Here is a 12,612-nt window from a genome sequence, read left to right as displayed (position 1 = left end):
GTCAGTAGGAGCGGTTTTGTCCCCTGTTGATCTGAGACTGGATTTGTTCCAGCGAGCTGGCCGGGGCCAGGCACTTGCTGCCCCAACACACCAAGCCCACCGTCCCTGGCGGCAGGGGCTCTGCCTCTGCAGGCAAAGTAAAGACGGCAGTGGGCCAGGGGCGCTGTTGGAAGGTGGGGATGTGCTCAGCTCCTAAGGTCACCTTCACCCAGTTGCTGTACCAGTCTAGCCCAAGGAATAGAGTGGGACAGACCCGCGGCTGGGTACTCATAGGGTGGGCAAAAGTTTTCAGGGCCTGCTCTGCTCGCTCCAGATAGTCCAGATCGCCCGTGAGGGCAGCCAGACGCACCAGGTTGGCGATGGCCACACCATTGGCTGACGGCATGGCGCTGTCCTGGAAGTCTTTCTCCCGCACCAGGAGTTCAGCGGCGCTCTGGGCATCACTGACAAAGTAGCCTCCTCTGGCCGTATCCCACAGTTGCGCGTCCATCTCCTGCTGCAACCGGATGGCAGCCTCCAGCCAGTGCTGGGAACTGGGATCCCCTGCTCGACCTAGGCAGGCCTGGTGCAGATCCAACAGGGCCTTGATGAAGAGGGCGTAGTCTTCGGATTTGGCAGGCACCTGGGGTGTGCCGTCGTAGTTCAACCGCAGCAGGGATCCCGTGTCGGGATGGCGCTGGCGGCTAAGGATGAACTGGGCAGCCCGCAAGGCCAACTGCAGGTACTCCTCGTCGCCAAACACCTGGTAGGCCCGTGCCAGCCCCGAGATCATCAGGCCGTTCCAGGAGACGATCATCTTGGTGTCCGTAACAGGCGGGATCCGCCCTGGCCAAGGGTGTTGGCGGGCCGATTGGGCATCTACTGCCGGCGGGAAGGGGATCCTGCGCTCGGTGGAGCCGTAGCGAGCCCGAAACAGATGAGTGGTCAAGGCGGTCTCGACTTCCGGCGGCAGCTCTCCCCCCTGTTGGCGCTGGAGGACAATGCAGCCGGGCCGGTCGGGGAAATTGCCCCCTGGCAACAGGAAGAAAGCCTGCTGCAGAGCGCGGAAGGTTTCTTCATCGAGCAAATCTTGCAGCTCCTGCCAGCGCCAGACATAGAACTCCCCCTCCTCGGGCTCCGCATCTTCTCGCCGGGCAAAACTATCGGCATCCTGGGCCGCATAGAAATACCCAGCAGGAGCTGTCATCTCCCGCGCCACCCACTCCACCGTCAGGCGCACCGCCCGCTCGATGGCAGCGTCCCGGATGCCGTGGGCCCACAGCTCTGCCAAGAACTCCAAGATCTGCCCGTTGTCGTAGAGCATCTTTTCAAAGTGGGGCACCGTCCAGGTGGGATCCACGGTGTAGCGGTGAAAGCCACCGGCCACATGGTCGAAGATCCCACCCAACACTAGGGCCATGGCCCGCTCCTTGGCCCGTTCCAGAGCTGTCGGCAAGCCAGTGATCCCTTCCGGCGGGTCGAAGCGGGCCGAGCGCAGCACCAACTGGGCATAGGGCATCATGGGGAACTGCTGCACCGCCCCAGCGTTGGTGAGCAAGGGCTGGATCTTGGCGATCCCGGAGCGCAGTAAGTCGGGTGGAATATGGTCTTCTGGCACTAGGTCGCTGAGGGTGGTCAGGGCCGTCAAAATCTGGCCCTTCATCTCCGCAATTTTTTCTTTTTCCTGCCGGTAAAACTGCAGGACGCGCTGCAGCACCGTTAGAAACCCTGGCCGGCCAAAGCGGGGCTTCACGGGAAAATAGGTGCCTGCATAAAACGGCACCAGGTCATTGGGTGTGAGAAAGACATTGAGAGGCCACCCTCCCTGCCCGCTCATGAGTTGCAGCGCCTGCATGTAGATGCTGTCCAGATCGGGCCGCTCCTCGCGATCGACCTTGATGGGCAAAAAGTGGGCATTCAAGAAAGCGGCAATCTCGGGGTCCGAGAAGGCCTCTCCCTCCATGACCGTGCACCAGTGGCAACTGGAGTAGCCAATGGACAGAAAAATTGGCTTATCCTCAGCCCGGGCTTTCTCCAGGGCCTCCGGGATCCAAGGCCACCAATCCACTGGATTATTGGCGTGCTTGCGCAGGTAGAGGCTAGAACACGTGGCGAGGCGATTGGCCATAGGTAAACCCTCTCACCTTTTTTGCTCAGGCTAGCGCGTCCTCCCCTCGAGGCCAAGCCAGACCCCTGTCCCCCCTTGCCTCGGGGGTTAGACCTGCTCCTGTTTGGCGGCTGGGATTAAAAACTCCAGCGATCGCCCATAGAGAACCAAAGTGGTGCTGGGGTTTTCCACAAAACCAATCCGCTCGTAAAAGCCGCGCTGATGGGTGGTGAACACGTAGATGCGCTCCACTGACTGTAGGTGGGGATGGCTAATTAGGGTTTCCACCAGCTTGCGCCCAATGCCTTGGCGGCGGTAGTCGGAGTCCACCACGATATCCCAGAGGACGGCCCGGTAAACTCCATCGGAGGTGGCGCGGCCAAAGCCAATCAGGCGCTCCCCGTCCCAGGCGCTGACCACCGGATGGCTGTGGGCAATGGCCCGCTCCATCTCTTCCCGACGGCGGTTTTGCGCCCAAAAGGCATTGCGGTTCAATAGCAGCAGAAGCTGATCCAAGTCCAGCTCGCCCCGCTCTAGAGAAAAGCGAATGTTGCGGTTGTCAACAGGCTGAGAAGAAGAGGCAACAAGAGGCTGAGGAGGGGGATCGGGCATGTTCAAATCTTTGCCGCAGCGAGAGTGGTCAAGCAAGAAGCCAAGAAGACAGCTTGCCCAACCAGGCGGAGCTAGCTGGCCGAGGCGCTGTCAGAGCTTAACCTCGCCTGCTCCAAGGCATAGGCTTTGAAGCGCTCCAAGTCCGCTTGGATGGTGCTTTCCACTACCTTACCCACGAACAGGCCATCTAGAATTTTGCCCAGAATGCCTGGAATCTTGTAGGCCACTGACAGCTTCACAATGGTACTACCCTTGCGATCATAAAACCGCAGCGCCCCCCGATTGGGCAGCCCTTCCACCGATTGCCAGGCGATGCGTTGGTGTTTCACCACCGTGTGGGTGCGGGAGATCCAACTGAAGGTGAAGCCGCGCGTAGCAAGCGTCCACCGCGATAGGTCGTGATCCAGCAATTCCACCGAGCGAATCCACGGCATCCAACGCGGCATGAGGGCCAGGTTGGACCACAGCTCCCAAACCTGTTCAATGGGAACCGGCACCTCCACCTGACAGGTGTGCTCTAACCAATCTGACTCCGCCATGGCGCCTCCCACACAAGATGTAGCAGAAAGGGGAAGCCACCCTCAGCCCTGGCCACCAAGCCGCTGGGGGATCCCTGCCTTTACAAAATTTTATATCGGCCTAAGATAGCATTATCAGCCCAAGGCAAGATCGGGGGCTTTGCGCCTTTGGCCAGCAAAGTGCGGTCGATGCCTATTATGAGGTGAGGCAGAAGGGGGGTATCATGATTGCCACCTGCAAGCTTCACCTGCATTGGCCCGCTGCACTCAGCTGTTTGACTTGACGGGACGACCTCACCATGGTTTCTCAGTGGAAACAGCATCTTAAAAACTACTTCGTGGCGGGATTGCTGGTGGTGATTCCTCTAGCAACCACCATTTGGCTGATGGTGGAAGTGGCCACCTGGAGCATCGGTTTTCTGACCAGCATTCCTAAGCCGTTTAACCCCATCCAAGGGCTGCACCCCATCCTGGTTAACCTCATCAACCTGGCGGTGGGCTTGCTGACGCCAATCTTGCTTATTTTGCTGATTGGCTTCATGGCCCGCAACATTGTCGGCCAGTGGCTGCTCAACCTAAGCGAGCAGCTGCTCCATGCCATCCCAGTGGCGGGGCTGGTGTACAAGACCCTAAAGCAATTGCTCAGTGTCTTATTTGCTCCCAACAACCAGGGGTTTCGGCGGGTGGTGCTGGTAGAATACCCCCGGCCAGGGATCTGGGCTTTGGCTTTTGTAACGGGCAGCATTCAAACTCCCATCCGAATGGGCGGGCCCCAGCGTTCCCTTAGCGTGTTTATCCCCACCACTCCCAACCCAACCACTGGCTGGTACGCGATCGTGCCAGAAGATCAAGTGGTGGAGGTGTTCATGCCGGTGGAGGATGCTTTTAAGATGCTCATCTCCGGTGGGATCGTGACCCCGGAAACCTTTGAGGCTGGGCTGCAGCGGCGCGAGGGAGCTCTGGCGGTAACCATGCCCAGCTTGCGGGAGCTGGTGGAACAAGAGCGGGCGGCAGCCTCTGCTAGGACGGACTCAACGGCTGCCGAGGTGGGCTTTGAGGCTTCTTAGCTGGCCGGTTCCTCTCCTAGGAGGTTGGGCTGCCAGAGCTGGTATTCTTTGGCTTGCTCCAGGCGCATGTAGAAGGGCTGCATCTGCCGATCCAAGGCTTCCGCCTGCTCTGGGGGGAAAGCTTTCCAGGCGGCGCGGCTAGCCCAGCGAATGATGAGGTGAACAAGTTCGGGATCCTCGGCGTCAAGCCAGACTTCCTTGCCCAGAAAACCCGGCTGTTGGCGCAGGGCCGCTCCCCAGATCCGCTCGTCTTCCCGAAGGAAAGCCACCTGGCCGCCGGGGGGGACTCGAAAGCAGAGGTGTTCGATGGCAATAGGCTGGTCGGACATCGGCAAAAGTTGTCTTAAGACGCTAATGAAGGGTTGGTCAGCCGCTGCAGGGTGGGAATGAAGTCGGGGTAGGAGATGCGGGCGCAGTCGGCACCGCTGAGGGTGGTGGATCCCTGGGCGGCCAGGGCAGCTACCATCAAGCTCATGGCGATGCGGTGGTCGGCGTGGCTGTCCACCTCTGCTCCCTGCAAGGGGATCCCTCCTTTGATTTCCAGGCCGTCGGGATATTCGGTTACCTGGGCACCCATGCGGCTGAGTTCCTGAGCGATGGCCGCCAAGCGGTCACTTTCTTTTACCCGCAATTCCGCTGCATCGCGAATGACCGTAGTTCCTTCGGCAAAGGCTGCTGCCACCGCCAAAACCGGGATCTCGTCGATTAGGGTGGGAATCAGCTCGCCGCCGATGCTACAGCCTCGCAAACGGGCCGAGCGCACGCGCAGATCCCCCAGAGGCTCGCCGGTCACTTCCCGCTGGCTCTCCACTTGAATGTCGGCCCCCATCTCCTGCAGCACCTGCAGCAGCCCGGTGCGGGTGGGGTTGAGGCCCACACCCTCTAGCAGCAATTCGCTCTCGGGCACAATCGAGCCCGCCACCAACCAGAAGGCTGCCGAGCTGATGTCCCCGGGCACCTGCACCGTCTGGCCCACCAGGCGGGATCCCCCCACCACCGCCACGGTTTTTGTCGCCACATCGACCTGGATCTCGGCTCCGAAGGCCCGCAACATCCGCTCCGAGTGGTCGCGGGAAAGGGCCGGCTCCGTAACCTGAGTGGTGCCTTCTGCCAACAGGCCCGCCAGCAGCAGGCAGGACTTTACCTGGGCCGAGGCCACAGGCGAGTGGTAGTGGATCCCCTTTAAGGATCCCCCCTGCACAGCCAGAGGTGCCAGGTTGCCCCCCGCCCGCCCCCAGATCTGAGCCCCCATCTGCCGCAGCGGCTCCACCACCCGCCCCATAGGCCGCGAGCGCAGGGAGCGATCCCCAGTGACGGCAAAAAAGCGCCCCCGCTGGCCAGCCAGGATCCCCAACATCAGGCGCAAGGTGGTGCCGGAATTGCCGGCATCCAAGACATCTGCCGGCTCCTGTAGGCGATCCAAACCCACTCCCCGGATGCGCACACACTCGCTGTTGAGCTCAGGGATCTCGACTCCCAAAGCCCGAAAGCAAGCCGCTGTGCTGTGGGGATCTTCCCCTAATGACAGACCCTGGATGACCGTTTCCCCTTCCGCCAGGGATCCCAGCATCAGAGCACGGTGGGAGATGGACTTGTCCCCTGGAACCTTAATCTGGCCGCGTAGGCCCTGGGCAGGGGAGAGCGTCAGGACGTTGGGAGAAGCAGCAGTGGTTAGCACGGCAGCCGTAAGGAGACTAGGGGCAGTCTCAATGATACGTTGAACCCACACCGCTCTTGCCGCAAAGACAGCCTGTCTTTTGACAGCAGCCCTCCTCTTTCAGGATGAGCTTAACAACATGGATTCCTCGGTTGAGGCCGGGCCTCGGCCTTTTTTCTGGGAATCTAACAGGCTGTAGCGGGAAGCCTCCAAATTGTAAGGCTCGGCTAAATGGTCGACTGCCCTTGTCTGGGCTGCTCAGCTGCGCGGTAGCAAGGATTGCCTGCAGATTCCCGATGGCCTGGTGGCCCGGGAAAAAGCCTGGATAGAATCATCGAGGTTGCCCCTCTGCAGCCACTGACCTCATGGACTTGCCGGAAACTCGGCTCGGGGAGAGCTCTCCGTATCACCACGAGTCCGTTTTGACCGAGGAGGTGATGGCCTACCTGCAGCCCCAGCAGGGCGGCACGTTTTTGGACGTAACCTTGGGAGGAGGCGGACACACCTTGGCCCTACTGCAGGGGGGAGCAGAACGGGTGGTGGGGCTGGATCGGGATCCGCTGGCTTTGCAGGCAGCTCGGGCGCGCTTGGCAGCAGCAGGGATCCCCCAGGAGCGCATCCAGCTTTGGCACCTCAACTTCGCCAATTTCGATCCGCAGCGGCACGGCTGGCGCGACGAGCAAGGGCGGCCTATCCTCTTCGATGGCATCGTGGCCGACCTGGGGGTGAGCTCGCCCCAGCTGGACTGCCCTGAGCGCGGGTTTAGCTTTCGCGCCGAGGGGCCGCTGGACATGCGCATGGATCCCACTGCCGCTCAGGAAACCGCTGCCGATTGGGTCAACCGGCGCCCTGCCGAGGACTTGATCGACATTTTCGTTCGCTATGGCGAGGAGCGCTTTGCCCGCCGCATCGCCCATCACATCGAACGCTCCCGCCCCCTTTTTACCACTACCCAACTGGCTCAGGTAGTCTGGCAGGCAGTACCGCCGGCAGCAAGGCGGGGCCGCATCCACCCAGCTACGCGGGTCTTTCAGGCCCTGCGCATTGCCGTGAACCGAGAACTGGAAGCCCTAGAAACCCTGCTGGCCCAGGCTCCTGCTTGGCTAAAGCCCGGCGGTAGGTTGGCTGTAATCAGCTTCCACAGTCTGGAAGATCGCCTAGTGAAATGGGCCTTCCGTACCGATCCCCGCTGGCAGGTGCTCACCCCTAAACCTCTGCGCCCTTCCAAGCAGGAGCAGCAACGCAATCCCCGGGCCCGCTCTGCCAAACTGCGAGTAGCTGCCCGCCTCGGATAGAGTGGGATCCAGTTGGCAGCAAGTGCTTGGTGGGTGAGGTGTAGACTCTATGGTTAGCCAAAACACAAGCCGTGGTCGCAGCTTTCTCCCTATCCAGCCCAGAACTGCAACTTTGGCTCCCTCTTCCCACTCCAAAACAGCTTTGTCTCCTGCAGCTTACAAAGGCAGCTCCCCTCAACCTTTGAAGTCCGCCCATCCCCGCCGTTGGGATCCCACCTGGAGAGAGCATCTCATCTGGTGGCACCAGGTTTCCACCGGCATTGCCATCGTCTCGGGGTTAGCGGTGCTAGGTGTTTATAGTTGGACAGTGCGTACCCAAAGCCAATGGAGCCAGCACTACCAGGTTTGGCAGCGGCTGCAACGCCATGAGCAGCAGTTTCTCCTCACTCAAGAATCCATCGTCAATTCTCTGCGAGAGATTGCCGAGCGCTCCGACATGGTTTCTCTGGTGCCGGAGCGGGTGATCGAGGTTCCCATCGCTCCCCCCCGCCGAGTTTCGGGGCAGGGTCAAAACACCCCCCAGCAAGCCAAAGCTAGCCCCTTTTATCCAGTTGGGTATTGAGCAGCCAGTTGCAACAGCCACAGCTAGTCACCTAAGGCGCCCCTTGATTTACTGGAAACTGCTGCCATTCCTGGCGGACTCGCTGCAGCTTCTGGAGCAGCTCTTCCCACTGTTCGCCCTCGATTAGCTGCTCTAGTGCCTTCAACTCAGCTTGGTAGCCACGCAGAGCAGCTAGCAGCGCTTGCCGGTTGTAGCGGGCCATCTCTAGCCCTAACTGTGGGATCCCACCGCCAACCCGACTTGTATCTCGAAAGCCACTGCTGGCCAAAGTGCGGGCCAGTGCCAGAATATCGGGGTTTCCCTCCTGGCTGACGGCGGCAATTAAGCCAGCTCCCACCATGACCGGCAGATGGCTAACCCAAGCTACTGCCTGATCGTGACGGACAGGATCGGCAAGGACAACTTCGGCACCCACTGCTGCCACTAGCTCCTGCATCACCGCAAGGGCTTGGGGTTGCGTCTGGGGAATGGGAGTGAGCACATAGGGTCGCCCCAGAAACAAGTTAGCTTCCGCTCCCTGGATCCCTTGTAACGTCTTGCCGGCCATGGGGTGCCCCCCCACGAATAGGGGCCATAGCGCTGTTGCCGGCCCAACAATTGGCTGCTTGACGGAGCCGACATCGCTTACCACTGTCTGGGGCGACAGATAGGGCACCAGGGCTGCCAGGGTGGCCAACACCTGCTCCAGGGGAGTACAGATCACCACCACCTGAGGGTTGAAAAGCGTCAACTGGGCCAACTCGGTTCCGCAGCCCTGAACCGCTCCACGTTCTAGGGCCTCTTGACAGGTAGCCGGATTGCGGCTGATCCCCCAGACGGAGTACCCTGCTTCGGTAAGCTTAAGAGCCAGGGATCCGCCGATCAACCCCAACCCGACAATAGCGATGCGCATACTGTCTCCTTGAAGATCAAGGCTTTGCCAAAGCCGGCGGCAGAGGGAGACTGCCTTTTGGGATTTCTTCCGGATTAGAAAGTTAATTCTGCCCCATGAAGGGCATACAGGGGAGGGATCCAGCCGCTAAGATGGAAGGGTGAACTGGGTAACCCCCACAACAGTTCGCCCGGATCTTTTATCGCAGGAGGGAACCGTGCTTCATCGTAGGATCTATCAACTCAGCCGCGAAGGCAAGGAAGTGTGGATCTACCTGCGCGATCAGGGACGCTGGCTGGAACGAGCCAAGATCCTCGATATCGAGGGGGACACTATCCTGGTTCGCTACGAAACAGAAGATGAAGAGGAGATTTGCTCCTGGGAGGAGATGATTCGTCTGGAGAGCATCGGGGCTGTCGCCCAGCGCCTCTCTTCCATCCCAAAAGGAGTGCTTAGCACTTCCGACCTGCCCACAGCCGAGGATTGCCCTCCTGCTGAACTCCTCCGTTTACCACCCTCCCTTCGCGCCGCAGAGCCCCTTAACGGAGAGCGTGCCGGCAGCGAGCGCCTTGGGGAAGACCTGGAGCGGGAGGCCTCTCCCCTTCGCGAGAGCGGAATGGAGTCCCTGAGGCCGCTGCGCCCGAACGGAGAGGAGCTCAAACGGGTAGATCGGTTCCGGAACGACCCAGAAGGCCAGCGGGAGGGTAACCACGACTAGGTTGAAGTTTTCCGGAGATCGACAGGAAGGCATCCCACCATCGTCCTGGACAGGGGCAAATGGCAAGGAGGCCGTAGAACTCCTCTGCGTAGAGCTCTAGCTGACAAGGGGAGGTCACTTGCCCATCGCGCGGGTCGATCTCGGCCTGTAGAGCAACTGCTTCTTCGCCCAGCCAAGGGCTTTAGTCCTCGTTTGCAACAGCGGTGCGGAGCACCTTTCTTGTCCAGTGTTGTAGCAGCAGTGGTACAATAGAGGCTAGCTTTAGTAAACCCTAGAAAGGGCGGTTAGCGCAGCGGTAGCGCACTTCCTTCACACGGAAGGGGCCACAAGTTCGAATCTTGTACCGCCCATGAGTTTCGCCCTTTGGCGGGCAAGCTTTCCCTGCAAGGTGTTGCTTCTATCTACAGGCTCCCTTGAGGAGGGGCCACTGGTTGTCTGACGGGCAACTTCTGACACACCCCCCTTTGCGCAAGTGCTTCGAGCTGGGTGGACTATGCAGCTACGGGAATCCCACTGCTGTAACCAGAAGCTAGAAGATATCGATTCATGAAACCCTTTGCCAATCCTCCTCAGCCATTGACTGCCAGCGAGTTTTTATCCCACTTAGAGGAGATAACGAGAGCTTACGAAGTCAAGACATCTATCATCACCTTCTACAGCAGAATTTGGAGTCAGGTATTCGACCTCAAATTTTCTAGGGGCCAATGGATTTTTGGGAACAGCCCCCACTGGAGAGCGCTTCTGGAAGCTAAGCTCCGGAAAAGCGAATACTATCCAATATCTTGCGTTGTCAGAACCTTCACTGACGAAAAGCACAAGCGCGGGGCTCCAAACGGCGAAACTATCTTGATCCCAACCAAAGAGCTGAGAATGTTTTTTCTTCCGGCTTCAGGTCAGGTTATTAAGCTAACTCCGGAGGAGTGCTTTGCCTGCCACAACACAGATGCCCAAACAGGAGAGCCACTCCCCATCGAGCAAGATGTTAAGTTCTTGTAGTGGCAGCAGTGGGAGTTGGGAAACCCTGTTGGGGCTAATCCTACAGGACCAGGGCTATTTGACCTCAATCAAGAGCTTGGCTCCAAGCGCAACAGGGATCCGTTGGGGGCGTCAGTCAACAAGTAGAGCAAGCCATCCGGCCCCTGACGCACATCCCGGATACGGCCGACAGCTCCCTCTAGGAGACGCTCCTCAGCCACCACCCGATTCCCTTCCAAAACCAGCCGTGCCAAATGCTGGCCAGCCAGTGCTCCCACAAAGAGGTTGCCCCGCCATTCGGGAAAGACGTCTCCCGTGTAAAAGGTCATGCCAGAGGGAGCAATGGAGGGGGTCCAGTGAAGCAGCGGCGAAGCCAATCCAGGAGCTGCTGCTAGTCCCTTGCCAACTGGTTCGCCGCTGTACTCGCGGCCATGGGTGATTAAAGGCCAGCCGTAGTTCACGCCGGGAGCGAGGATGTTGATCTCATCTCCCCCTTTGGGCCCATGTTCGTGTATCCAAATAGCCCCTGTTTCCGGGTGGCGGGCCATTCCCTGAATGTTGCGGTGGCCATAGGTGAAAATTGCTGGCAGAGCCCCTGCTTGCCCAACAAAGGGGTTGTCTTTCGGGATCCCGCCCGTGTCGGTAAGGCGCAACACCTTGCCTGCTGCATCCCCCAGATCCTGAGCCCGATTCCGTTCTCCGCGATCCCCAGTACTGATGTAGAGAAACCCTTCTTCGTCAAAGACCAAGCGGGAGCCGAAGTGCTGCTGGGCAGGCGTCTTGCGCTCCATGTCAAAAATCACTTCCAGGTCCTGGAGTCCCTTTTTCCCTAGGCGGGCCCGCGCCACTCGTGTCCCCCCTCCACCCGGCCCGGGAGCCGCGTAGGACAAGTAGATCCAGCCGTTCTCCGCGTAGTTGGGGTGCAAAGCGATATCCAGCAGTCCCCCTTGGCCGCGGGCAAACACCTCCGGCACCCCGGCTATGGGCTGGGGATCCAACCCTCGGTCGGTAACCCGCCGCAGGCGGCCCGGACGTTCGGTAACCAAAATGGTTCCATCTGGCAGAAAAGCCATCCCCCACGGATGCTCCAGGCCGGTTGCCAAGGTTACCACCCGAAAGCGTTGCTTCGTTTTGGCTCTGGGCAGCGCTTGAGCGTGATCCCCCCGTTGCAGAGACATGACCGTTTTGGGGCTGACCGGATAGGCCCCTACGGCAACAGGGGCGGACAGCCCTCCCAAAAGCAGCAGTGAGGAGAGAAGCTTTATCACCGAGATCCTCATGGCGATTGCCGCCTCGTTTTCGCAATAGAGCTAAGGGCAGGCGTTGTTCTCTCTCGGCTTTAGGTTAGCCCTGAGGGCGGCGATCTGTCCCCAAACCATTAAACCTGTGAATCCCTCTCGAGACTTCCCAAAGCTCCTCCGAGGAGTGCATGCATAACCTCTACGGCCTCCTAATGGCCCGCGCCCTCCCGCAAGGGTCTACGACAGCTCGACTCCAACCCGTGCTCCTTTGTCCTTACTCGCTCCGGCTTTGCCAGGATCTTGCGCTGGGCTGCCGTCTGGACGGGCGACAACCAGGCTGGATAAGAGCCCCTCGGTCCAAGAGCGGCCAGGCACACCAGATCTATCTGTCCAGCCCAGTGAGGATCCTGCCCCTAGTCAATTGCCCTCACTACCTCCAGCAGCTCGCGGTTGTCACGCTTGAAGATGGGCAGCCACTCCACATGCTGGTAGCGTAGGATCCCTTGGCTGTCCACTACAAAATAGGCCCGTCGTATCCCCAGCAAGCTATCCACCCCGTACTGCTGGCTTACCCTCCTGTCCACGTCACTCAGCAGAGGGAACTCCAGCTTGAGCTGCTCGGCAAAGGCTTCGTGTCGAGAGATGGGGTCGCTGCTGATCCCCAAGATCTCACACCCTGCCGCCCGAAAAGCTCCCCAGTCCTCCCGAAAACAGCGCATCTCGCTCGTACACACCGGCGAAAAGTCTGCGGGGTAAAAAGCCAGCAGCACCTTGCTCTTGCCCCGATAGGCCCCCAGCGAAATCTGGGCCCCCTTGGGAACCCCTTTCCCAACCGCAGGCAGGCTAAAGTCGGGAGCTGGCATCCCAATCTCAATCCCCATTTGTCCGAACCCCCTCCGAACTCACTTTCTCAGTCTAGCGGTGGCCTGTTCCCAAAAACCCCTTATGGGTCTTGACGGTGGGGGTGAGTGTGGGATAGGGTAGTGAAGCGCTGACAAGGCCACCAGGCC

General features: G+C 59.8%; 12 protein-coding genes, 1 tRNA gene and 2 pseudogenes. 7 read left to right on the top strand and 8 right to left on the bottom strand.

Going from position 1 to position 12,612, the window contains the following annotated elements; translation table 11 throughout:
* Position 1: 1 nt before the first annotated feature.
* The 3 genes from NW814_RS04185 to NW814_RS04175 form a co-directional block, all read right to left on the bottom strand.
* Positions 2 to 2,107, bottom strand: coding sequence for a thioredoxin domain-containing protein (locus NW814_RS04185; protein ID WP_414405318.1), 2,106 nt, complete (start codon positions 2,105 to 2,107; stop codon positions 2 to 4).
* 87 nt (positions 2,108 to 2,194) lie between these two features.
* Positions 2,195 to 2,698, bottom strand: coding sequence for a GNAT family N-acetyltransferase (locus NW814_RS04180; RefSeq protein ID WP_414405317.1), 504 nt, complete (start codon positions 2,696 to 2,698; stop codon positions 2,195 to 2,197).
* 71 nt (positions 2,699 to 2,769) lie between these two features.
* Positions 2,770 to 3,237: an SRPBCC family protein gene (locus tag NW814_RS04175; RefSeq protein ID WP_414405316.1), complete on the bottom strand. Its 468-nt coding sequence runs from the start codon at positions 3,235 to 3,237 to the stop codon at positions 2,770 to 2,772.
* Positions 3,238 to 3,515: 278 nt separating this feature from the next.
* On the opposite strand from NW814_RS04175, the gene NW814_RS04170 reads away from it, so the two are divergent.
* The gene (locus tag NW814_RS04170) at positions 3,516 to 4,283 is read left to right on the top strand and encodes a DUF502 domain-containing protein (RefSeq protein ID WP_414405315.1); all 768 of its coding nucleotides are present in this window, start codon (positions 3,516 to 3,518) and stop codon (positions 4,281 to 4,283) included.
* On the opposite strand, the gene NW814_RS04165 is transcribed toward NW814_RS04170, so the two are convergent.
* Positions 4,280 to 4,612: a TIGR03792 family protein gene (locus tag NW814_RS04165; protein WP_414405314.1), complete on the bottom strand. Its 333-nt coding sequence runs from the start codon at positions 4,610 to 4,612 to the stop codon at positions 4,280 to 4,282. The genes NW814_RS04170 and NW814_RS04165 overlap by 4 nt on opposite strands.
* Positions 4,613 to 4,626: 14 nt before the next feature.
* Positions 4,627 to 5,961: a 3-phosphoshikimate 1-carboxyvinyltransferase gene (gene aroA, locus NW814_RS04160; protein ID WP_414405374.1), complete on the bottom strand. Its 1,335-nt coding sequence runs from the start codon at positions 5,959 to 5,961 to the stop codon at positions 4,627 to 4,629.
* 344 nt (positions 5,962 to 6,305) lie between these two features.
* On the opposite strand from aroA, the gene rsmH reads away from it, so the two are divergent.
* Together rsmH and NW814_RS04150 are read left to right on the top strand one after the other, a co-directional pair.
* A complete protein-coding gene (rsmH, locus tag NW814_RS04155; RefSeq protein ID WP_414405313.1) occupies positions 6,306 to 7,235 on the top strand; it encodes a 16S rRNA (cytosine(1402)-N(4))-methyltransferase RsmH in 930 nt (309 codons plus the stop codon).
* Between the two features lie 181 nt (positions 7,236 to 7,416).
* Complete coding sequence (locus NW814_RS04150) at positions 7,417 to 7,797, top strand: hypothetical protein (protein WP_414405312.1); 381 nt, start codon at positions 7,417 to 7,419, stop codon at positions 7,795 to 7,797.
* A 31-nt stretch (positions 7,798 to 7,828) separates the two neighbouring features.
* Here NW814_RS04150 and NW814_RS04145 read toward each other — a convergent pair whose 3' ends face one another.
* Positions 7,829 to 8,689, bottom strand: a complete 861-nt coding sequence (locus tag NW814_RS04145) for a prephenate/arogenate dehydrogenase (protein ID WP_414405311.1) — start codon at positions 8,687 to 8,689, stop codon at positions 7,829 to 7,831.
* Positions 8,690 to 8,885: 196 nt separating this feature from the next.
* Between NW814_RS04145 and NW814_RS04140 the strand changes: the two are divergent.
* The 3 genes and pseudogenes from NW814_RS04140 to NW814_RS04130 form a co-directional block, all read left to right on the top strand.
* Positions 8,886 to 9,167, top strand: a pseudogene (locus NW814_RS04140) (DUF6679 family protein); the annotation flags it as partial.
* Between the two features lie 497 nt (positions 9,168 to 9,664).
* Positions 9,665 to 9,736 (top strand) — tRNA-Val (locus NW814_RS04135).
* Between the two features lie 196 nt (positions 9,737 to 9,932).
* Positions 9,933 to 10,382 carry a hypothetical protein gene (locus NW814_RS04130; RefSeq protein WP_414405310.1) on the top strand — a complete coding sequence of 150 codons (450 nt, stop codon included), beginning with the start codon at positions 9,933 to 9,935 and terminating at the stop codon, positions 10,380 to 10,382.
* A gap of 68 nt (positions 10,383 to 10,450) precedes the next feature.
* On the opposite strand, the gene NW814_RS04125 is transcribed toward NW814_RS04130, so the two are convergent.
* On the bottom strand, positions 10,451 to 11,641 hold the full coding sequence (locus NW814_RS04125; protein WP_414405309.1) for a PQQ-dependent sugar dehydrogenase: 1,191 nt from the start codon (positions 11,639 to 11,641) through the stop codon (positions 10,451 to 10,453).
* Positions 11,642 to 11,881: 240 nt separating this feature from the next.
* On the opposite strand from NW814_RS04125, the pseudogene NW814_RS04120 reads away from it, so the two are divergent.
* Positions 11,882 to 11,947: pseudogene (locus tag NW814_RS04120) on the top strand (hypothetical protein); the annotation flags it as partial.
* A 68-nt stretch (positions 11,948 to 12,015) separates the two neighbouring features.
* Here the strand turns inward: NW814_RS04120 and NW814_RS04115 are convergent.
* Positions 12,016 to 12,483, bottom strand: coding sequence for a peroxiredoxin family protein (locus tag NW814_RS04115; protein WP_414393776.1), 468 nt, complete (start codon positions 12,481 to 12,483; stop codon positions 12,016 to 12,018).
* Positions 12,484 to 12,612: the final 129 nt, after the last annotated feature.

The sequence above is a fragment of the Synechococcus sp. R65.1 genome (genome assembly GCF_047461755.1).
In the GTDB taxonomy this organism is placed as follows: domain Bacteria; phylum Cyanobacteriota; class Cyanobacteriia; order Thermostichales; family Thermostichaceae; genus Thermostichus.
This window is presented reverse-complemented; position numbering and strand designations above follow the sequence as displayed.